This window comes from Kribbella yunnanensis (assembly GCF_039529655.1).
In the GTDB taxonomy this organism is placed as follows: Bacteria; Actinomycetota; Actinomycetes; order Propionibacteriales; family Kribbellaceae; genus Kribbella; species Kribbella yunnanensis.
In genome coordinates, this window is sequence record NZ_BAAANF010000004.1 from 168,587 (window position 1) to 188,372 (window position 19,786).

Genomic DNA, 19,786 nt, shown 5'->3' on the forward strand with positions numbered 1-19,786 from the left:
GATGGAGGACCTGGACCGCAAGATCGTCGGCCTGCTCGCATCCGACGGCAGGATGAGTTTCACCGACCTGGGCAAGGCCACCGGCCTGTCCACCTCTGCGGTGCACCAGCGGGTGAAGCGCCTCGAGCAGCGCGGCATCATCCAGGGGTACGCCGCCCTGATCGACCACACTGCCCTCGACCTGCCGCTCAGCGCCCTGATCGCGATCCGCCCGATCGACCCCTCCCAGCCCGACGACTCACCCGAACGCCTCCGCGACGTCCGCGAGATCGAGTCCTGCTACTCGGTCGCCGGCGACTCCAGCTACGTCCTGATCGTCCGCGTAGCCTCACCCGCGGCCCTCGAGAACCTCCTCGCCGTCATCCGGGCCCGCGCCAACGTCTCCACCACCACAACCATCGTCCTCAGCACCCCATACGAACGCCGCCCCCCAGCGCTCTAACGATCCCGCGCGGACCGGTCGCCGAGATCGTCGACCCATTCGTCGGCGCTCCGGTGGTCGGGGAGCGGAACGCCGGCCTCGGACCGCCAGAGCGCATCCGCGAGGACCGTGCGCAGGTGCCACGCCATGATGACGGGGTGGACGGGCGCGTGCGGTGGGGGCGGCGGGGGTGGGGAGGTGACGTAGGGTCTGGGGATGCGTCGGGTGCTTTTGAGTGATTTGTTCAGCACGTTGATTCCGGGTGGGGATGCCGAGCGGGGGGTGCTGAATGAGGCGATGGCTCGGGTGCTGGGGGTGGATGCGGCTCGGTTTGTTCGGGAGTTCGATGCGGCTGCTTATGAGCGGTTTACCGGCGTGTACGGCGACCTGGAGACGACCGTTCGGTTGATTGCTGAGCGGGCCGGTGGGGATCCCAGTGACGAGCAGGTGCTGGAGGCAACTAATCTTCGGCGCGGGCTTACTCGGCGGCTGATGCAGGGGCCGCCGGCGGCGACTCTTGGGACGCTGGCGAAGTTGCGTGCTGAGGGGTGGCGGATCGGGTTGGTCAGCAACATCACCACGGAGACTCAGCTGCAGTGGGGCGACAGCCCGCTCGCGCCGTACTTCGACACGACGGCCTTCTCGTCTGAGCTTGGTGCGGCCAAGCCCGAGCCGGCCATTTACCTCGCCGCGTGTATGGCGCTCGGTGTTGCGCCCTCCGAATGCGTTTACGTCGGCGATGGGCGGGACAACGAGTTGTCGGCTGCGGCGGCGCTCGGTATGCATACGATCCGCACGCTGGAGCACTCCAACAGCCACCCGGCTTGGCCTGGTGAAACCATCAACACGTTTGCCGAGCTACCTGCTCTCATCGTGGCGTGAGGCGGCTCGCCGTCGGTGCCAGGTGAGGAGGGCTATGAAGAGCAGCAGGGCCGCGAGGGAGCCTGCGCCGGCTGCCAGGCCGAGGCGGGTACCGGGTGGGCGGTAGGTGCAGGCGATCTCGGAGGCGCGTGGTCCTACGGCGACGGTCAGGAGACCGGCGTGGTTGATCGGGGTGGTTGGTCTGCCGTCGACGCTGCAGCGCCAGCCCTTGATGCTGATGACGGCGACGGTGACTGTTGCAGCGCGGCCCGGTAGGCGCTGGATGCGGATGTTGTGGCCGCCGACGTCTACGACTCCCGGCGCGGATTCCGTGAGGTCGCGTACGGCGGCGGTCAGGCGAGCACGGTCTAGGCAGGCCAGGGCGCCGCTGGGAATGGTGGTCCGCTGGTGCGCCTTGATGTCGACGCGGACGTTGCCGCTGGTGTCGGCTGTGCCGACCCTGGTCACGGGAGCGCCGCTGTAGATACCAGGGCGCCGGTCGCGCAGGGTCGGTTTCCAGGTCCCGTCGATCAAGAGGTCGACGTACTGGGGCGCGGTGAGGTAGACCTCGGCACCAGGCTGGCACGAGGCGACGAGACTCGCAGTGGCGCCAGGTTCGATCTTCAGCGGGGACACCGGAGGCACGGTGTAGACGTCGGCTCCGAGAGCGGTTTCCTGAACGCCGTACGGACCGGGATCAGACGACTTCCACGGGGAAGCAGGGCGGATCGTGACCAGCGGCGCCACCGCGTCCTGCGTTACCAGCTTCGGACCGCGGAGCACACGGCCGCGGATCGCGAAGACGGCGTCGACGACGGGGTTCTCAGGATCATAGAGAGCGCGTCCGTACGACGTGTAACCGAATCCCAGCGCGATCAACGCGCGCGTGGTCGTGTGAGGGATGGTGCTCGAGTAGTACTGCGATCCCTGCCCACCCACCAGCATCGGATCGTTGAACGTCAGCGACTGCCCCGGCGATGTCCGATGCCGCGGCCAGTCATCCATCGACTGCACTAGCGACCGCACCTGCTCGTGATCAGCACCCCAGAACGCCGCATTCGACAGCCGCGGGTACCGAGCGGCATCGATGGCCACCGACGACGCCGTCACCTCCGCCAGCACAGCGGCGATCAGAACCGCGACCGCACCCCACCGCAACCGTCCAGGTGAGCGACTGAACCACCAAGCCACCACCGCGACACCGATCAACACCGGTACGACGACGCGCGTGGTCGGCGTGATGTGCCCGACGTCTCGCGTCCACACGTAAAGCCCGAGAACGAGCACCGGGGGAGTGAGAGAGATCACGAGAGAGCGCGATCTCGTGATCTCACTCGCGGACATCCAGCCGAGGATCACGAGCATCCCCGCGATCACGAAGGCCTGCCGGTACGAACTGCCTTGGGGCGTATCGAACCCGTGCCAAGCCCGATGCGTGAACGTCACCTGCATGCTGACCACGGTCAGCACAACCGTCAGCGTCCAGACCAGCCGCTGTCGTACCGCGATCGCCCGGTTGAACGGGAAGCTCAACGCGAGCAGCAGCATCACAGTACCCACGGCGAAGCTCGGGCTAGTGCCGACACCCTCAGTGCCGGCCAGCAGCCGCGACAGGAACTCCCGCATCCCGGCCCGCTGGAACTCCTGCGGCGGACTCGGCGTCGCAGCCTGCACCAGAGCGAACGTCGGCACCAGCAACGGCGCCGCCAGACCGATGCCCAAGGCAACCGCTACGACACATCGCACGCCGCCGGTCAGCCGATCCCGCCAGGTCGATGAGGTCGTCAGGAGACGTGCCAGGGTGACGATCCCGGCCCCGATCGTTGCCATGTACACCGTGTAGAAATGCGAGGTCCACAGCAGCGCGACGACGATCGGCGTGACCACCATCGCGACGATCGACCGCTTCTGCAGGATCCACTCGCACAGCAGACACAACACCGGGAACGCGACCATCCCACTCAGCCAGATGGTCATGTACGCCGCATCGTCGATCGACCACGAACAGGCGCCGTACGACGTCCCGGCCGTCACCGCGATCCAGACCGGCCCGCTCGGCCGGATCATCCGCAAGTACGCCGTCATCGCGCCGGCCCCGATGCCGATCGCGGCCGTGGCGATCAGGAACAGGGCGAGGTCGATCCGGTCGCGCGGCAGGACGAACGCGATCCAGGAGAGCGTGGAACCGACGTACGCCATGAAGTCGCCGATGAACGGTACGCCGAAACCGCTCTGCCAGTTGAACACCAGATCGCCCGCGGCCTGGCCGGTGACGACGTCGCGCAGGTGCGCGGCCATCGGGATGAACTGCTGACCGAGGTCGTTGGTACTGCGGGTCCGATCGCCGAACGGGTAAGTTCCGCGGATGATCCCGCTGAGGACGAACGTGGCGGAGGCCGCAGCACCCGCAACCATGGCTGGCCAGTAGCGCCGGGCCCGCATCCTCAAAGATCCCCCTCGATCGCCTTGTGCCAGACAAATGCAATGGAGGCACCGAGAGGTTGCAGGAGCCACGGAAGTGATCGCAGCCGCTCGGTTGAGCCTGCCGCCGGGTGCCCGGGAGATCGCTCTCCGTGACGTTTCCAGGATGCTTGTCAGGACCAGAGACGGTCGACTAGCGTGGTTATTAAAGCCGGTTAGATAATTGGTTGGGGTCGATGGAGACTGCTCCTGGGGCCGCTCATGCCGAGCGGTCCGCGAACCAGGTCGCCTGCCTGCGATGGCTGGCCGAGGCCGGGGTCGCGCAGACGGTCGGCGTGATCGCCGCCGAGACGGGGTTGTCCCGTCCGACGGTGCACGCCGTACTCGACGATCTCGTCGAAGCCGGACTCGTCGAGCCCAGCAACGCCGCGTCCGCCGGACCCGGACGACCAGCGAGATCGTTCCGGTTCGTCCGCGAAGCCGGTCTCGTCGCCGGCGTCGACATCGGGCCGCGAGGCGTGCGGGCGGTGCTCTGCGACCTTGCGGGGGACAGGCTCGGGTACGCCGAGCTCGCTCGCAACAAAAGCACTGTCGACGTCGTACGGAACGCGGTCGAGGCCGCGGCCAAAGAGTCCGGGACCGATCTCGACCGGCTGCGCGCCGTCGGAGTCGCACTGCCCGGTGTCGTTGAGGAGAGCGGTCGCCTGCGAGCCAGCCTCGTGCTGCCAGAGGTGGTCGGTGAGCCGATCGCAGCAACCGTCGCGACCGAGCTCGACTGCCTGGTCACCGTCGACAACGACATCAAACTCGCGGCCCTGGCCGAGCAGCGCGGTGGCGCCGGCCGCGGGCACTCCGACGTTCTCTATCTGCAAGTCGGCAACCGGCTCTCGCTGTCGATCGTCCTCGACGAGGAGATCCGGCAAGGAAGCCATCGCCTGGCCGGCGAGCTCGGCGCCCAGCGCGGCATGCGCTGGACCCGCAACGCGCAACGCGGCCAACTCGTCTGGACGTCACACCCGACCGGAGAGGCCGTGCTGCAGGCAGCCGCCACCGGTGATGCCGACGCCAAGGCCGAGATCAAGGATTTCTGCGGGCAGATCGCCGGCCGGATCGCGACGGTACTGCTGGTCGTCGACCCCGATGTCGTCGTCGTGCGCTGCGGCGGCGCCGCCGAGAGTACGGCGCTACTCCGCCCGCTGGAAGCAGCTGTCGCGAAGGAACTCGTCGTTCCGGAGCGATCGCCGTTCGTCGCCGCTGCCTTGGGCCGTGAGGCAGCGGTGCTGGGGGCAGCCGGTCACGCGTTCGACCGGTTCGGCCCCGCCATCTACGGCGTCCGGAACTATCCGAGTCCCTGGCACAAGCTCACGCATGACGAAGAGAGGAACTACCAGTGAAACTGGGAGTCAGTTCGTACAGCTTCAGCAAGCTCATGGCCCGCGGCGAGATGGACCTGGTCGGGGTCGTGGACTGGGTGGCGGCCTCCCCGGCCGAGCACCTGGAGATCGCCGCCCTCGGCGATGACCTGCTGACCGACGACAAGCTGGTCGAGACCGTGGTGAAGGCCGCGGGCGACCGCGGTGTCCCGATCCTGAACTACCTGATCGGCGCCGACTTCCGCGAAGGCGACAGCAGCGAGATCGACCGCGTCCGCCGGCACGTGGACGTCGGGCACCGGCTCGGCGCGCGGCTGTTCCGTCACGACGTCCTGCCGTGGGGTTGGCGCGAGGCGAACCAGGCCGAGTTCGAAAAGGTCTTCCCGCAGCTGGTCGAGGGCGCCCAGGTCATCGCCGACCACGCAGCCGAACTCGGCATCACCACCACGGTCGAGAACCACGGCATGTCCATGAACGGACACGAGCGGATCGCCCGCCTGGTGCACGCTGTTGGCCGCCCGAACTTCCGCGTCACCCTCGACCTCGGCAACGGCCTCTGCGTCGGCGAGGTCCCCGGCCGGACCGTGTCCGGTCTCCTCGATGTCGCGGCCGCCGCGCACGTCAAGGACTTCCACATCCGCCGCTCGATCCCCAGCGACGGCTGGCTGAAGACCCTGGCCGGCGACTACCTGCTCGGCACCATCCCGGGCCACGGCGACCTCGACCTGCGCGCCCTGCTCGCACTCGTCGCCACCAAGCCCGACCTGCCCGTCACCCTCGAGTTCGAAGGACTCGAAGCGGCTCCCGGCGCGGTCGAGCTCGGCCTCAAGAACGTCCTCGCACTGGCCGAAGGAGCCTCCTGACCATGACCACCAAGATTGCCGTGATCGGCCTGGGCACGATCGCCCAGGAACACGTGAAGGCCTACCAGAAGAACCCCGGCGCCGAGGTGGTCGCGCTCTGCGACATCGACATCGAGCGGGTCAAGCAGCGCGCCGAACAGTTCGGCGTACCGCGCGCGACCGGCAACGTCGACGAGATCCTCGCGGACTCCGAGATCGATGCCGTCAGCATCTGTGTCCCGAACAACCTGCACGCCCAGATCGCCGAGGCCGCTCTGCGCGCCGGCAAGGACGTGCTCGTCGAGAAGCCGATGAGCGTGTCCGTCGCCGAGGCCGAGTCGTTGGTCAAGGCAACCACCGAGACCGGCCAGGCCCTCCAGATCGGCTATGTACGGCGGTATGCGCCGAACGCCCTGGTCGCGAAGCGGTTCCTGGACGAGGACGAGTTCGGCAAGATCTATGCCGCCCGTACGACGATCCTGCGCACCGCCGGTAATCCCGGCGGCTGGTTCGGCGACAAGGACGTGGCCGGCGGCGGACCGCTGATCGACCTCGGCGTACACGTCGTAGACCTCTGTTGGTACCTCATGGGTCAGCCGGCCGCAGTCGCCGTGTCGGGCGCGACCTTCGACCCGATCGGTGCCCGGGACAACATTCAGAACCTGTCGCGCTACCGCGCGGCCTCGGCCACCCGCGTCAACAACGTCGAGGACTACGCCACCGCGCAGATCCGGTTCGACGGTGGCGCCGTACTGAACGTCGACGTCTCCTACTCGCTGCACACCCGCAACGAGACCGCCGTGCAGTTGTTCGGCGAGAAGGGCGGTGTGGAGATCGAGCCGGCCCTGCACATGGTCACCGAACGCCACGACACCCTGCTGCACATCGAGCCGCAGATCGACTCCCTCGGCTTCGACTTCACCGTCGGGTTCGCGAACCAGATCGAGAACTTCCTGCGCATCTGCCGCCGCGAGATCCCCGCCGACGCCCCCGCCGAACACGGCCTCGAAATGGCGCGCATGCTGACCGCCATCTACGAGTCGGCGGCTACGGGATCAGAGGTGAAGATCATCCACTGACGAAGAGAACGCCTTCGGTGCCACCCCCTGCATTGATGGCACCGAAGGCGAGTCAGATCAGCGGGAGGAGCTTCTGGGCTTCGGCTGCTTCGCGGGAGGCGGCGGCGCGGGACTCGGCTTCGGCGAGGGAGTTGCCGGCGTGCTGGTTCCACCAGGCCTGGCCCTCGGCGGGGAGGGTGTCGATCGGGTCGTAGTACTCGTAGGTGCGGTTCAGCGCTTCCGGGTCCTGCTGCTCGATACCGGTGCGGTAGTTCTTCTTCCAGTACGAGATGCCGCGGACCTCGTCGTACTCCGACAGTTGGTGCACCCAGCGCTTGCCGACGTACGGGACGTCGCAGACGATGCGCGGGGTGGCGAAGCCGGGGAGGTAGCCGAGGATGCCGTGCTGCAGGTGCTGGGCTTCCTTGACCGAGACGCGCCAGTGCTCGGAGAACGGGATCATGTCGCACATGTAGAAGTAGTACGGCGTGATGGTCGCTCCGTCGAGCAGTGCGAAGCAGAGGTCCAGCAGCTCGGGGATCGAGTCGTTCACGCCGCGCATCAGGACGCCCTGGTTGCGGACGTCGCGCAGGCCGGCCTCGAACATCGCCTTGGTTGCCTCGGCCACCAATGGGGTGACGGACTGGGCTGCGTTCACGTGGGTGTGCATCGCGATCATCACGCCACGCTCGCGGCCCAGCGTCGCGACCCGCTCGACGCCGGCCCGGACGTCATCGGACAGCCAGTGCTGCGGCATGCCCATCAGCGCCTTGGTGGCCAAGCGGATGTCGCGGATGTTCTCGATGTCGAGCAGGCTGGTCAGGAAGGACTCGAGCCGCGGCCAAGGCATGTTCGCCACGTCGCCGCCGGAGACGACGACGTCACGCACACCCGGCGTACGGCGCAGGTAGTCGAGCATGTCCTCGACCCGCTGACCCGGCTTGGTGACGAACTTCAGCTTGTCGATGACCGGGGTCGAATTCCCGACCAGGTCCATCCGAGTGCAGTGACCGCAGTACTGCGGACACGTCGGCAGCAGCTCGGCAAGGACCTTGGTCGGGTATCGGTGGGTCAACCCCTCCGTGGCCCACATCTCGTGCTCGTGCAGCGAGTCGCGCGTCGCATGCGGGTGCGACGGCCAGTCGCTGCGGCGGTCCGTGAAGACCGGCAGCATGTAGCGGCGCACCGGGTCGGCGTAGAACGCCTCGGTGTAGTCGGCCGCGCCGTTCGGAACGATCGTGTTCAGCATCTGCGGCGGGAGCAACATCGACATCGTCGCGCGCTCGGCCTGGTCCCGGGTGAGGTCCTCGTAGAACCGCTCGTCGACCAGGTCGCCCATCACGTCGCGCAGCTGCTTGACGTTCTTCACGCAGTGCGAACGCTGCCACTGCACCGAGCGCCACTCCTCGGCCGTGACGGCCTTCCAGCCGGGCAGCCGGGTCCAGTCCGGCTCCACGAGCTCGGCCCGCCGATAGGCGTAGGGCTGGCCCGCAGCACCGTCGGGGTCGATCAGGTCAGCCGGGCTGATCAGGTCGGTCACGAGTCCTCCGGGGGTTTCCGCGCGATGTGGTCAGATGTGAGGATAGCGATAGAACTTCCCCTAGAAGCAACAGTACGCCGTAAGAATTCTCGTCACACTGATCTTTCAGTAGTATTTTGCCCGACCGTTCAGAGGAGGACAGGTGCCGTCGAGCCCGGTAGGACTACACCGCGTGATCACCCCGTACGGCGTGTTGCCGCAAGCCGCCGAGCGGTTGGATGCGCGCGCCGAGATCTGGCCGGACGAGGTCCGGATCGCGATCGAGCGGCTGAACCTGGACGCAGCGTCGTACCGGCAGCTGTCCGGGGCTCATGACGGCGATGGTGATGCCATCCGCCGCGCGGTGCTCGAGATCGTCGAGGCTCGCGGCAAGATGCAGAACCCGGTGACCGGCTCGGGCGGGATGCTGGTCGGTGTCGTGGACGAGGTCGGACCAGAGTCGCCGCTGGGGCTCGCGGTGGGTGATCGGGTCGCTACTCTCGTGTCGCTGACGCTGACTCCGCTGGCAATCACCGACGGGCTAGAAGGCTGGGATGGGCAAGGGGAGCAGGTTCCGGCGGCCGGGCACGCGATTCTTTTCGCCCGCTCGATCGTCGCGAAGTTGCCGGATGACCTGCGGCCGGAGTTGTCGCTGGCGGTGATGGATGTGTGTGGAGCGCCGGCGCTGACCGCGCGCGTGGTCCGCTCGTATGTCGACAAAGGCACTAAGCCTGTCGTGTCAGTAATTGGCGGCGCAGGTAAATCCGGCTCGCTGTCGCTGGCGGCTGCTCGTGACGCCGGTGCTGCTCGGACGATCGGGATCGTGCCGGTTCAGCACGAGGCCGACACGTTGAACGCGGCTGGTCTGGCTGATGTCGTCGCCCTCGCCGATGCGCGGGATCCGGTCGCTTTGAACGCGGTGGTCGAGGCAGCCGGGGGACCGGCTGACATCACGGTCGTGTGCGTCGATGTCCCCGGGTGCGAGCATGGCGCCGTACTGTCGACGGCTGCGGGCGGGACGGTCATCTTCTTCTCGATGGCGACGTCGTTCTCGGCTGCTGCGCTGGGTGCGGAGGGGTTGGCGGCGGACGTGACGATGCTCGTGGGGAACGGGTATGTGCCCGGTCACGCGGACTACGCCTTGCAGTTGTTGCGGAACGAGCCGGGTGTCCGCGGTCTGTTCGAGAGCAGGCTGGACGAGGATTAGCCCGTGCGCACACTTCTGACGAACGGTTCCGTCTACTCGCCCGCCGACCCGCATGCCACCGCTATCGCCTTCGACGACGGGGTGGTGACGTGGCTCGGCGACGACACCGGAGCCACCTCGTACGCCAACGGTGCCGACGAGGTGATCGACCTCAACGGCAAGCTCGTCACCCCCGCCTTCGTCGACGCCCATGTCCACACGGTCGGCACCGGCTTCCTCCTCAACGGCCTCGACCTGACCGGCGCCCGGACCTTGACCGAAGCGCTCGACCGGCTGGCGGCTCACGCGGCTGACCTGCCGGCGGGCGCAGTCATCGAGGGTTCGAACTGGGACGAGACCCGCTGGCCCGAGCACCGCCCGCCGACCGCCGCCGAGCTCGACCGCGCTGCGGGTGGTCGCCCGGTGTACCTGTCGCGGGTGGACGGTCACTCGGGTGTGGTGTCGTCCGCGCTGGTCGCGGCGGTCCCGGGGCTTGCGAGCCGTGAGGGGTACGACGAGAGCGGGCGCGTCGAGCGAGCCGCGAACCACGCCGTACGGGATGCGTTGTCTGAAAGTGTCACCACTGAGCAAGACGTACTGAAGGATGCTCGTACTGCCGTCCAGGCAATGGCTTCACAAGGCATTGGAGCCTTCCATGAGATGGCGGCTCCCCACATCGGGCCGCGGTGGGAGCTTCCGCTCGTGCGACAGGCGGCCGACGAGATCGGCTTGCACTCCACTTTGTACTGGGGTGAGCCCGGCGTGTTCGAGGTGCTTGACGAGTACGGCGTCGTTGGGCTGGCCGGGGACTTGAACGCTGACGGCGCACTCGGGTCGCGGACTGCGGCTCTGCGCGAGGCGTATGCGGACCAGACCGACCACCGTGGGCACGCCTACCTGACGCCTGAGCAGATCGCCGAGCACGTCATCGCGTGCACCGAGCGGGAGATCCAGGCCGGGTTCCACTGCATCGGCGACCAGGCTCTCGACAACATCGCGCGCGGGTTCGAGCTCGCCGCCGAGAAGGTCGGTGCGCAGGCGCTCGTCGCCGTACGGCATCGGCTCGAGCACGTCGAGATGCCGAGCCCGGAGGCGATCGCGACCTTCGCCCGGTACGGCGTCGCTGCGAGCGTGCAGCCGATGTTCGACGGACTGTGGGGCGGCCCGGACGACATGTACGCCGAGCGTGTCGGCGACCGCTGGCAGGGGATGAACCCGTTCGCGTCGCTGGCCCGGGCTGGCGTCGTACTGGCGTTCGGTTCGGACTCGCCGGTGACGGAGCTCGGCCCGTGGGACGCCGTACGGGCGGCAGCGTTCCACCACAACCCGGACGAGCGCATCACCGTGCGAGCCGCGTTCCAGGCGCATACCCGGGGCGGCTGGCGGGCGGCGGGTATCGACGATGCGGGGGTGCTCGCGCCGAATATGCCGGCGACGTACGCGATCTGGCAGAGCGAGGCCGACCTCGTCGTCCAGACCCCGGATCAGCGGGTCGCGGCGTGGTCGACCGACCCGCGCGCCGGCGTACCGGTGCTGCCTGATCTGTCCGAGGGCTCGCCAGTGCCCACTTGTTTGCGGACCGCGGTCGGCGGTCGCATCGTGTACGACTCCGAAGGATGGACCCAGTGACACGTGCGGTGAAGAAGCTCGACCTCGATCCGGTCACCGTCCGGAAGGCTCGCAGTCTGGCTCGCAAGGCCGGGCGGCCGATCGTCAACCTGGCCAAGCAGCACACGACGGTCTCAGTCGAGCGCGCCGTACTGCGGTTGGCCGGATTGGCCGGCGCGGACTCGGAAGGCATCCCGTGGGTGAACCGCCTGGCGGACACCGTCCGGGCGGATGTCGGGCTGGAGCACGGGTTCGCGCTGCCGGTCTGGGACGCGTTGCTGCGTGGCGAGGCCGAGGACCTGAGCGTGCTCGCACAGAAAGCGGCCTCGGGTTCGGTGACGTTCCGCCTGCCCGAGGGCCGCGACGCCGTACGAGCGAGAGCCGCGGCGCGGAAGGCCGCGGCCGGTGGACTGAAGCTGATCGACGGGCGGCGGCGGGAACGCGACCGGCTGATCAAGAAGCACGGTGATCCCGAGCAGCGGCCGTGGATCTACCTGATCGTTGCCACCGGCGACATCTACGAGGACATCCCGCAGGCCCAGGCCGCGGCCCGGGCCGGCGCGGACATCATCGCGGTGATCCGGTCGACCGGGCAGTCGCTGCTGGACTACGTGCCCGAGGGCGCGACCCGCGAAGGGTTCGCCGGGACGTACGCGACCCAGGAGAACTTCCGCCTGATGCGCGCAGCGCTCGACGAGTCGTCTCGCGAACTCGGCCGCTACATCCGGCTGACCAACTACGCGTCCGGCCTGTGCATGCCGGAGATCGCGACGCTGGCCGGTCTGCAGCGGCTCGACATGATGCTGAACGATTCGATGTACGGGATCCTGTTCCGCGACATCAACCCGATCCGCACCTTCGTCGACCAGCGGTTCAGTCGGCAGATCCACGCCCGCGCCGGGATCATCATCAACACCGGCGAGGACAACTACCTGACCACGGCCGACGCGGTCGAGGCCGCGCACACGGTGACGGTCTCGCAGTTGCTGAACGAGTACTTCGCCAAGGAGGCCGGGCTTGAGGACTGGCAGCTCGGGCTCGGGCACGCGTTCGAGATCACCCCGGAGATCCCGGACTCGTTCCGGATGGAGCTGGCGCACGCGATGCTCGCCCGGCAGTTGTTCCCGGACGCGCCGCTGAAGTGGATGCCGCCGACCCGGCACATGACCGGCGACGTGTTCCGCGGCTACCTGCTGGACGGTTTCTTCAACCTGGTCGGCGCGATGACCGGGCAGGGCATTCTGCTGGTCGGCATGATGACCGAGGCGGTCGTGACGCCATGGATCTCCGACCGCGACCTGGCCCTGCAGAACGTCCGCTACGTGTTGGGTGCCGCCGGCAACCTTCACGAGGACTTCCACCCCGCACCGGACGGCTTCATCGCGAACCGCGCCCGCCAGGTGCTGGGGGAGTCGGTCGACCTGCTGGAGGAGATCGTCGACGACGGTCTGCTGAACGCGATCGGCGACGGCACCTTCGGCCTGATGAAGCGCCCGCAGGACGCGGGTCGCGGTCTCGACGGTGTGGCTCGGCGTTCGAGTGAGTACTACAACCCGGCCATCGAACTCCTCGAGGAGGCGCAGTGAGCATCATCCGGCCGTACGGAGACACCACCGGGGACGGGATGGTGCAGATGTCGTTCACGCTGCCGATCCCGCATGACAAGCGCGCTGAGGGTGCCGCGATCCAGCTCGCGAACAAGATGGGTATGGACCCGGCGCTCGTCGTCCACGCCAAGCCGATGGGACCGGACTTCACCTTCTTCGTCGTCTACGGCCCGGTCAACCACCTGGTCGACACCGACAAGGTCGAGGTGATCGAGCGCGACTACCCGCTGCTCTCGCCCAAGGAGGTGAACCTGTCGGTCCGCAAGCACCTGCGCCGGCGGCTCACCATCGTCGGCGCCTGTATCGGTACCGACGCACACACCGTCGGCATCGACGCGATCATGAACATCAAGGGGTTCGCGGGGGAGAAGGGCCTGGAGTACTACCGCGAGCTGAAGGTCGTGAACCTCGGCGCCCAGGTCGCCGTACCGGAGCTGGTCCGGCGGGCCAAGGCCGAGAAGGCCGACGCGATCCTGGTCTCGCAGGTGGTCACGCAGCGCGAGGCGCATGTGCTGAACACCAAGGAGATGTCGGCGGCGTTCCGCGAGGCGTACGCCGAGAACGCGCGACCGGTGTTGGTTGCCGGTGGCCCCCGTTTCACCGAGCAGATGGCTGGTGAGCTCGGCGTCGACCGGGTGTTCGGGCGCGGCACCACACCGGGCGAAGTGGCCAGCTACCTGGTCGATGCCCTCGTCACCAAACGTCAACCTGTGAAGCGGAGTGCATAAAGGTGTCAAAGGCAACTACCGGGCTGACTGTCACGCATCGCCGCTACGTCCCGTACAGCCACGCGCACTATGCCGGGAACCTGGTCGACGGCGCCTACGTGCTCGCGTTGTTCGGTGACGTGGCAACCGAGGTGTGCATCCAGGCCGACGGCGACGAGGGCCTGTTCGCGTCGTACTCCGACGTCCAGTTCCTGCAGCCGCTGCGGGCCGGTGACGTGGTCGAGGTGCAGGCCACCATCACCCGCGTCGGCACCCGCAGCCGCGACCTCGAGTTCAGCGCGTACGTCGTCTGTCGCGGCCGGCCGGACCGGTCCGAATCGGCCGCCGAAGTGCTCGCCGAACCCCTTGTGATCACGCGCGCGAAGGGCACTGTCGTCGTACCGGTTGGGTGACGAATAGTTGCCCTAGGTAACAGTCACGTGGAGTGACACAGGTGTAACTCTTTGCACGACAGGCGAAAGTGTTACAACGACCCAAAGAGGCCGACGGAGAGGTTGACACCATCGTCGGCAGCGAGCATCGTTTTGGGAGTCGTCAGACCCCGTTGGGCCATTGGTCACACGGAGTTCGGCCACCGGATGATCCCGCGACGCTGACCAGGCCAGTGCCAGGCTTGAGTCGACGGGGGCTGAGATCGCCGGTGGTTAGCCCCCCGCGGGGGCAGAGGTGGAAGAGGTTCGGCGCCCAGTAGACAACAGCTGCGCGGTTCGCATCCAGTGATCCGGCAGTTGGTCCGAAGGGCGCCGAGCCTCTTTCCTCTTTTGTGTCCCGATAGAGTTGTCGCGGCCGGTGGTGCCGGTGGTGAGGACTAGGGAGACGGCGTGGACCGGTTGAAGGCTCTGGGGCGGTTGCTGCCGCGCATCGTGGTGGCTGTGGCGGCGGGTATCGCGCTCGGGTACGCCTTCGAACCCCACACCCATCCATGGCTCGCGTTCATCGCCCTGCCATTGTTCTTCGCCGCCCTCAGCGGCGCTCAGCTCTCCTCGAAGGCCGGGTTCCTGATCGGAGCCGGCTTCGGGATCGCGTACTACGCGACGCTCGTTCCCTGGCTGAGTGTCATCGGCGGCGACGCCGCGATCGCGCTGTCGATCCTCGAGGGTCTGTTCTACGCGGTCTTCGGCGCCTTCGCCGTACGGGTCTTCCGGCACAAGCTGTGGGCGCTGTGGATCCCGTGCCTGTGGGTCGCGACCGAGTTCGCGACCGCGTCCGTACCGTTCGGCGGATTCCCGTGGGGTCGGCTCGCCTGGGCGTTCTCGGATTCCCCGCTGGGCAGACTTGCGGCGTACGTCGGAATCCCGGGCCTGAGCTTCGTCATCGCCGTACTGGGTGTCCTCGTGTACGTCGTGTTCCGGCAGGCGACGCGGTTCCGGATCCGGGTGCTGGCCGTGATTGCCGGCGTGGCGATCTTCGGTGGCAGTGCGCTGATCAACCTGTCCACCGACGGCAACGGCAAGACCGTGACCGCGGCGATGGTCCAGGGCAACGTGCCGGGCAAGGGGCTGGAGTTCCTCGGCCGGGCCCGGACCGTCACCAAGAACCACCTGACCGCGACCCTCGAACTCGAGAAGCGCGTCCAGGCCGGCGCCGAGGCGAAGCCGGACATCGTGATCTGGCCGGAGAACTCGACCGACATCGACCCCTTCAAGGACGACGAGACCCGCGCGGACATCGAGCAGGCCGTGAAGGCCGTCGGTGTACCGATCCTGGTCGGCGCGGTCCTCGAAGGCCCCGGCCCGAACGAGCGGCAGACCACTGGTGTCGTCTGGGACCCGCAGACCGGACCCGGCCAGGTCTACGCGAAGCGGCACCCGGTGCCGTTCGGTGAGTACATCCCGTTCCGCGAGCAGCTGCTGCCCTACATCAAGCGGCTGGAGATGGTCGGCCGGCAGACGGCCCCTGGCAAGGTTCCCGGCATCGTGCCGATCCGCGGCGTCACCTACGGCGACGTGATCTGCTTCGAGCTCGCCTACGACAACGTGATCGCGGACGTCCTCAACGGCGGGGCGCAGGTCCTCGTCGTACAGACGAACAACGCGACGTACGGCGGCACTGGTCAGCCGGAGCAGCAGTTCGCGATCACGCGGATGCGCGCGATCGAAACCGGCCGGACCGTACTCATCGCGTCCACGAGCGGCATCTCCGGTGTCATCCAGCCGAACGGCAAGGTCGAGCACAAGTCCGGCCAGTTCGTCTCGGATGTCTATGTCGCGAAGGTCCCGGTCCGCGACGGCAAGACGCTGGCGATCCGGCTCGGCGCCTGGCCGCAATGGATCCTGACCGGCCTCGGCCTGCTCGGCATCGTGCTGGCGCTCGCAACCCGCCGCCCGGCCCGCCCGCACGAGCCGCCGGCGGCCAAGCCCGCACGGCAGAAGGTTCCCGTCTAGCGCTTGGTCCGACTCCGTATCCTGGGCTGAAGCAGGAGAGGGGTAGAACATGGGCTGGTTGGTGGCGCTCGCGCTGCTCGTGGTGCCGATCGTGGAGATCTACGTGATCATCCAGGTCGGCCAGGTGATCGGTGGCTGGCCGACGATCGCCCTCTTGGTCGCCGAGAGCGCCTTCGGCGCCTGGCTGATCAAACGCGAAGGCCGCCGCGCCTGGGCCGCCCTCCAGTCCTCCTTCGAGACCGGCAAGATGCCCGGTCGCGAACTCGCCGACGGCGCCCTCGTCCTGATCGGCGGCACCCTGCTGCTCACCCCAGGCTTCGTCACCGACATCTTCGGCTTCTTCTTCGTGCTCCCGTTCACCCGGCCGCTAGCCCGTCGCGCCCTCACGGCCTTCCTAGGTCGCCGCGTCACCCAGCTGGGCGCCAACGGCCTAGGCGGCCTGGGCGGAGTCCCCGGCTTCGGCCCCGGAACACCCGGCTCCAACGGCCCAGGCTTCGTCGGCTTCGGCCCACCGACCGGTCCCACCGGACCACGCTCGTCGGCCGACAACGTCGTACAGGGCGAAGTCATCGACCCCGACCCGCCGAAGTAGCCCAACCCCCTTCCCAGCACCCCCTGCTATCCCAAGCCGCCCCGGCCACCAGTGGTGGCGCGAGACAGGAAGTGATGGCGTGAGACCTGTGGCATTGGGTCTCCGGCCAACGGAAGGTGTCTCCGGCCACCAGTGGTGGCGCGGGCGGGCGGGGTGCCGGAGCTGCTCAGAGGACGGCGAGGTCTACCGAGATGTGGAACGGTACGGCGGTTTTGATCTCGCCGGTGAAGACCTCGGTGTCGCGGTAGCTCTGGCTCGCCGGATCGAGCACGTAGGTGTAGACGATCGGGAGGCCGGTGGCGGCTTGCTCGATCCGCCAGTAGAAGCCGATACCGGCCTTCGCGTACTGGTCGACCTTGACGATGCGGTCGGTGGTTTCTGAGCCGGGGGAGACGACCTCGACGACCAGGAGCACGTGCTCGGGTCGGGTGGGGGAGATGTCGATGGTGTCTGCGCGATAGACGACGACATCCGGGCGCCGGTTCGTCAGCGGTGAGTCCTGCAGCCGGACATCGAAGTCGGTGTCCGCATTCCACTCCGGACCGGCCGCCTGATCCAGCGCGTTCGCCAGCAGACGAGCGATCCGGTTGTGACGTTTGGAGGCACTCGGCGCCACAGCGACTATCCCGTCCACGATCTCGATGCCGGCGCACTGCTCGGCGGTCCACGAGTCGTACTGCTCGGCTGTGATCTGCGTGTGCATCCACGCCGGAGCGACCATGTCAACGGCCACGGCGCACCTCCCTCGGATCCGCGACGGCAACACCACTACCTTCCTTAGCGTACCTGGGGAGGTACGGCGAAGGGGCCTTTCCCGGTGAAGGCGAGCTCGGTGAAGCGGGTCGCCATCAGCCGGTGGGATTCCGCGTCGGGGTGGAGGTCGTCGGGGAGCGGGTGAGCGGGGGTGTCGGCGTCGCCGTACAGGTCGCGGCCGTCGAGGTAGTGCAGGTTGGGGTCGGTGGTGGCGCGCTGGGCGACGATGGTGGCGAGGGCGGCGCGGATGGTGGTGAGGGTGAGTTTGCCGGCCGGTACGTCGGCGGGGTCGCCGTCGGCGGTGAAGGCCAGGCGGCCTTCGGCGAGGGCGGCCAGGTCCCAACCAGTGGGGCCGGGGGTGTCCTCGTGGATCGGGCACAGGATCGGCGAGATGACGAGCAGCGGTGTCGTCGGATGGCCGTCGCGGATCGTGTCGAGGAAGCCGTTCACCGCCGGGATGAACGTGCGCAGCCGCAAGGCGTCGGTGTTCACGACGTTGATGCCGGGCTTCACGCTGATGAGGTCGGCCGGGAGGTCGCGGATCGTGCGCGCGACGAACGGCTGGACGAGCGCGCTGCCGCTGAACCCGAGGTTGATCAGCTCCACCTCACCCTGCGCCGCGGCCAGCGCCGGCCAGGTGCCGGTCGGACTGGCGGCGTTCGACCCGTGGCTGATCGAGCTGCCGTGATGCACCCAGGTACGACGACCATCAGCCGCGACGGGTGAGATCGGAGCGTCGGTCCGCAGCGCGACCAGCTCGGTGGTCTCGTCATGCGGCAACCAGAGCTCAACCGTCTTGTCCGCGTCGCCCAGGTTGGCGAAGCGGACGGTTGTGGGCTCACCCCGGCGTACGTCGGCGGTTCCGGCCAGCAGGTCGACGGTCATCACGTCGCCTGCTTCGGCGGTTTCCTGGGCGGTGAGCGTGCCGTCGATCACTAGGTCGTAGACGCCGTCTGGGCGTGGGGGAGCGCCCACGTAGTCGCGTTTGGTGGCGACCACGTCGAGCTCGATCACACTCGCCTGGGTGCGGAACGCCAGCCGCACGCCCGACGGCTGCGACTCCGCACCGGCGAGCTGCGGGTCGTCGTACTGGCGTCGCGCCCAGCCAGGCAGCCGGTGCGGTACCAGACCACGGTCGGACTGCGTGAGCTCAACTACGCCACGCAGCAGGGAGAGAGTGATGGGGGTGGTGATCATGACGTGGTCCAGCTCCGGAGAAGTAGGTCGAGGGCGTCGAGAATGCGCGGCCAGCTCTCGTCGCTGGCAGGGGAGGAGTGAGCGAACGAGCCGCCCAGCTCAAGGCCGATATAGCCGTTGAAGACACTGCCGAGCAGCCGGATCGCGTCCGTCTGAGCCGGCTCATCCAGGTGGTAGCCACGCAGTACGGCGCGGGTCAGCTCGGAGTGCCGTCGCCCGGCGTCCACCGCGGGTGAGCCGGGATCGACCCGGTACTGCGAAGCGGCGTACCGGCCGGGGTGTTCGCGGGCGTAGTCGCGGTAGGCCGTGGCCAGCGCCACCAGCGCATCGCGGCCGGCTCGCCCGGCCACCGCCTCAGCCGCGCGATCGGCCATCTCGTCGAGGGCCACCTGAGCGATCCGCGACCTGAGGTCGTGAGCGCCCCGGACATGCGCGTACAGGCTCGCGACCTGGACGTCGAACCGCCGGGCCAGCGCCGACGCGCTGACCTGGTCGAAGCCGATCTCGTCCGCGAGCTCGGCGCCGGCCCGGGCCAGCCGGTCCGGAGTCAAACCCACTCTTGCCATAACTCATTATGGGCAAACCTAAAGGCTTTAGGCAAATGAGTTCATGAAGAAGCCCGGATCGCGCCATTGCGACCCGGGCTCCTCAGCAGTACGTCAGGCGGTGCGCTTGGTCCGGTGCAGGTGCGCCGGGCCGATCTCACCCTTGCGGAGCAGGTCCACGCGCTCGGCGAGCAGCTCCTCCAGCTCCGAGATGCTCCGGCGCTCGCGCAGCATGTCCCAGTGCGTGCGGGCCGGCTTCTCCTGCTTCGGCTCCGGCTTCTCACCGGTCGAGCGAGCGGCCTCGCTGCCGCAGTGCGGGCACTCCCAGATCGCGGGCACCTCGGCGTCGTGCGCCATCGTCACCTCGACCACGTGACCGCGCGGGCAGTCGTACGTGATCATCTGGCGCGGCGCGAACTCGACACCGCGGTCATCCTCGAAGCTGACCCCACCCAGCCCCGAACCACGCAGTACGCGATTAGACATGTCAAACCTCCGAGATCGTCATCCGTGCCAACGGTCGGCCGGCCCGGATCATTCCCATTTTGGCATGCCCGAGCGATATGTACGCACCTGACAGCACCGTCATGACCCGCTGTCATCAGGCGTGCACAGATCACGGTGTGTCGCGGGCACCCGTACTACTGACGCGCGAAGTTCACAGTCAGTTGCCAGGAAGCAGGCACTACTT

The 19,786-nt window shown here is 67.8% G+C and carries 19 protein-coding genes; 12 read left to right on the forward strand and 7 right to left on the reverse strand.

What is annotated here, in order from left to right:
* The first annotated feature begins 1 nt into the window (after position 1).
* Complete coding sequence (locus tag ABD231_RS07680) at positions 2-442, forward strand: Lrp/AsnC family transcriptional regulator (RefSeq protein ID WP_344147187.1); 441 nt, start codon at positions 2-4, stop codon at positions 440-442.
* Here the strand turns inward: ABD231_RS07680 and ABD231_RS07685 are convergent.
* On the reverse strand, positions 439-570 hold the full coding sequence (locus ABD231_RS07685; protein ID WP_344147190.1) for a hypothetical protein: 132 nt from the start codon (positions 568-570) through the stop codon (positions 439-441). The genes ABD231_RS07680 and ABD231_RS07685 overlap by 4 nt on opposite strands.
* A gap of 67 nt (positions 571-637) precedes the next feature.
* On the opposite strand from ABD231_RS07685, the gene ABD231_RS07690 reads away from it, so the two are divergent.
* A complete protein-coding gene (locus ABD231_RS07690) occupies positions 638-1,303 on the forward strand; it encodes an HAD family hydrolase (RefSeq protein ID WP_344147193.1) in 666 nt (221 codons plus the stop codon).
* Here ABD231_RS07690 and ABD231_RS07695 read toward each other — a convergent pair.
* Entirely contained in the window at positions 1,280-3,724 is a 2,445-nt protein-coding gene (locus ABD231_RS07695; RefSeq protein WP_344147196.1) for a YfhO family protein, read from the reverse strand. The two genes, ABD231_RS07690 and ABD231_RS07695, sit on opposite strands and share 24 nt — an antisense overlap.
* A 215-nt stretch (positions 3,725-3,939) precedes the next feature.
* Here ABD231_RS07695 and ABD231_RS07700 point away from each other — a divergent pair, with 215 nt between their 5' ends.
* The 3 genes from ABD231_RS07700 to ABD231_RS07710 are packed head-to-tail and all read left to right on the forward strand — an operon-like array spanning position 3,940 to position 6,997.
* A complete protein-coding gene (locus tag ABD231_RS07700; protein ID WP_344147198.1) occupies positions 3,940-5,097 on the forward strand; it encodes an ROK family transcriptional regulator in 1,158 nt (385 codons plus the stop codon).
* Positions 5,094-5,939, forward strand: coding sequence for a sugar phosphate isomerase/epimerase family protein (locus ABD231_RS07705; protein WP_344147201.1), 846 nt, complete (start codon positions 5,094-5,096; stop codon positions 5,937-5,939). Before ABD231_RS07700 ends, ABD231_RS07705 begins: the two co-directional genes overlap by 4 nt.
* A 2-nt stretch (positions 5,940-5,941) precedes the next feature.
* Positions 5,942-6,997 (forward strand): Gfo/Idh/MocA family protein, encoded by a 1,056-nt coding sequence (locus tag ABD231_RS07710; RefSeq protein ID WP_344147204.1) that lies wholly within the window; start codon positions 5,942-5,944, stop codon positions 6,995-6,997.
* A 52-nt stretch (positions 6,998-7,049) separates the two neighbouring features.
* On the opposite strand, the gene ABD231_RS07715 is transcribed toward ABD231_RS07710, so the two are convergent.
* Positions 7,050-8,516, reverse strand: coding sequence for a KamA family radical SAM protein (locus ABD231_RS07715; protein ID WP_344147207.1), 1,467 nt, complete (start codon positions 8,514-8,516; stop codon positions 7,050-7,052).
* A 142-nt stretch (positions 8,517-8,658) separates the two neighbouring features.
* Here ABD231_RS07715 and kdd point away from each other — a divergent pair, with 142 nt between their 5' ends.
* The 7 genes from kdd (at position 8,659) to ABD231_RS07750 (ending at position 16,600) form a co-directional block, all read left to right on the forward strand.
* Positions 8,659-9,702, forward strand: a complete 1,044-nt coding sequence (gene kdd / locus ABD231_RS07720; RefSeq protein ID WP_344147210.1) for an L-erythro-3,5-diaminohexanoate dehydrogenase — start codon at positions 8,659-8,661, stop codon at positions 9,700-9,702.
* Between the two features lie 3 nt (positions 9,703-9,705).
* A complete protein-coding gene (locus ABD231_RS07725; protein WP_344147212.1) occupies positions 9,706-11,310 on the forward strand; it encodes an amidohydrolase in 1,605 nt (534 codons plus the stop codon).
* A complete protein-coding gene (kamD, locus tag ABD231_RS07730; protein ID WP_344147214.1) occupies positions 11,298-12,875 on the forward strand; it encodes a lysine 5,6-aminomutase subunit alpha in 1,578 nt (525 codons plus the stop codon). Before ABD231_RS07725 ends, kamD begins: the two co-directional genes overlap by 13 nt.
* Positions 12,872-13,624, forward strand: coding sequence for a lysine 5,6-aminomutase subunit beta (gene kamE / locus ABD231_RS07735; protein ID WP_344147217.1), 753 nt, complete (start codon positions 12,872-12,874; stop codon positions 13,622-13,624). Before kamD ends, kamE begins: the two co-directional genes overlap by 4 nt.
* A gap of 2 nt (positions 13,625-13,626) precedes the next feature.
* Positions 13,627-14,016, forward strand: coding sequence for a 3-aminobutyryl-CoA ammonia lyase (gene kal, locus ABD231_RS07740; protein ID WP_344147220.1), 390 nt, complete (start codon positions 13,627-13,629; stop codon positions 14,014-14,016).
* A 429-nt stretch (positions 14,017-14,445) separates the two neighbouring features.
* Positions 14,446-16,008 carry an apolipoprotein N-acyltransferase gene (gene lnt / locus ABD231_RS07745; protein ID WP_344147223.1) on the forward strand — a complete coding sequence of 521 codons (1,563 nt, stop codon included), beginning with the start codon at positions 14,446-14,448 and terminating at the stop codon, positions 16,006-16,008.
* Positions 16,009-16,057: 49 nt separating this feature from the next.
* Positions 16,058-16,600 (forward strand): FxsA family protein, encoded by a 543-nt coding sequence (locus ABD231_RS07750; protein WP_344147226.1) that lies wholly within the window; start codon positions 16,058-16,060, stop codon positions 16,598-16,600.
* Between the two features lie 166 nt (positions 16,601-16,766).
* Here the strand turns inward: ABD231_RS07750 and ABD231_RS07755 are convergent, their stop codons facing one another.
* The 4 genes from ABD231_RS07755 to ABD231_RS07770 all read right to left on the reverse strand — a co-directional run bounded on the left by ABD231_RS07755 (position 16,767) and on the right by ABD231_RS07770 (position 19,581).
* Positions 16,767-17,333: a Uma2 family endonuclease gene (locus ABD231_RS07755; RefSeq protein ID WP_344147229.1), complete on the reverse strand. Its 567-nt coding sequence runs from the start codon at positions 17,331-17,333 to the stop codon at positions 16,767-16,769.
* A gap of 44 nt (positions 17,334-17,377) precedes the next feature.
* Positions 17,378-18,550 carry a GDSL-type esterase/lipase family protein gene (locus ABD231_RS07760; protein ID WP_344147232.1) on the reverse strand — a complete coding sequence of 391 codons (1,173 nt, stop codon included), beginning with the start codon at positions 18,548-18,550 and terminating at the stop codon, positions 17,378-17,380.
* Positions 18,547-19,116, reverse strand: a complete 570-nt coding sequence (locus ABD231_RS07765; protein WP_425554154.1) for a TetR/AcrR family transcriptional regulator — start codon at positions 19,114-19,116, stop codon at positions 18,547-18,549. The genes ABD231_RS07760 and ABD231_RS07765 overlap by 4 nt, the downstream gene beginning before the upstream one ends.
* Positions 19,117-19,209: 93 nt before the next feature.
* Positions 19,210-19,581 (reverse strand): RNA polymerase-binding protein RbpA, encoded by a 372-nt coding sequence (locus tag ABD231_RS07770; RefSeq protein ID WP_130385606.1) that lies wholly within the window; start codon positions 19,579-19,581, stop codon positions 19,210-19,212.
* Positions 19,582-19,786: the final 205 nt, after the last annotated feature.

Excerpts from the sequence above, each read along its gene's own strand:
- ABD231_RS07680 (WP_344147187.1), top strand. The coding sequence starts at position 2 with ATGGAGGACCTGGACCGCAAGATCGTCGGCCTGCTCGCATCCGACGGC.
- ABD231_RS07685 (WP_344147190.1), bottom strand. The coding sequence starts at position 570 with ATGGCGTGGCACCTGCGCACGGTCCTCGCGGATGCGCTCTGGCGGTCC.
- ABD231_RS07690 (WP_344147193.1), top strand. The coding sequence starts at position 638 with ATGCGTCGGGTGCTTTTGAGTGATTTGTTCAGCACGTTGATTCCGGGT.
- ABD231_RS07695 (WP_344147196.1), bottom strand. The coding sequence starts at position 3,724 with ATGCGGGCCCGGCGCTACTGGCCAGCCATGGTTGCGGGTGCTGCGGCC.
- ABD231_RS07700 (WP_344147198.1), top strand. The coding sequence starts at position 3,940 with ATGGAGACTGCTCCTGGGGCCGCTCATGCCGAGCGGTCCGCGAACCAG.
- ABD231_RS07710 (WP_344147204.1), top strand. The coding sequence starts at position 5,942 with ATGACCACCAAGATTGCCGTGATCGGCCTGGGCACGATCGCCCAGGAA.
- kamD (WP_344147214.1), top strand. The coding sequence starts at position 11,298 with ATGGACCCAGTGACACGTGCGGTGAAGAAGCTCGACCTCGATCCGGTC.
- ABD231_RS07750 (WP_344147226.1), top strand. The coding sequence starts at position 16,058 with ATGGGCTGGTTGGTGGCGCTCGCGCTGCTCGTGGTGCCGATCGTGGAG.
- ABD231_RS07760 (WP_344147232.1), bottom strand. The coding sequence starts at position 18,550 with ATGATCACCACCCCCATCACTCTCTCCCTGCTGCGTGGCGTAGTTGAG.
- ABD231_RS07765 (WP_425554154.1), bottom strand. The coding sequence starts at position 19,116 with ATGGCAAGAGTGGGTTTGACTCCGGACCGGCTGGCCCGGGCCGGCGCC.
- ABD231_RS07770 (WP_130385606.1), bottom strand. The coding sequence starts at position 19,581 with ATGTCTAATCGCGTACTGCGTGGTTCGGGGCTGGGTGGGGTCAGCTTC.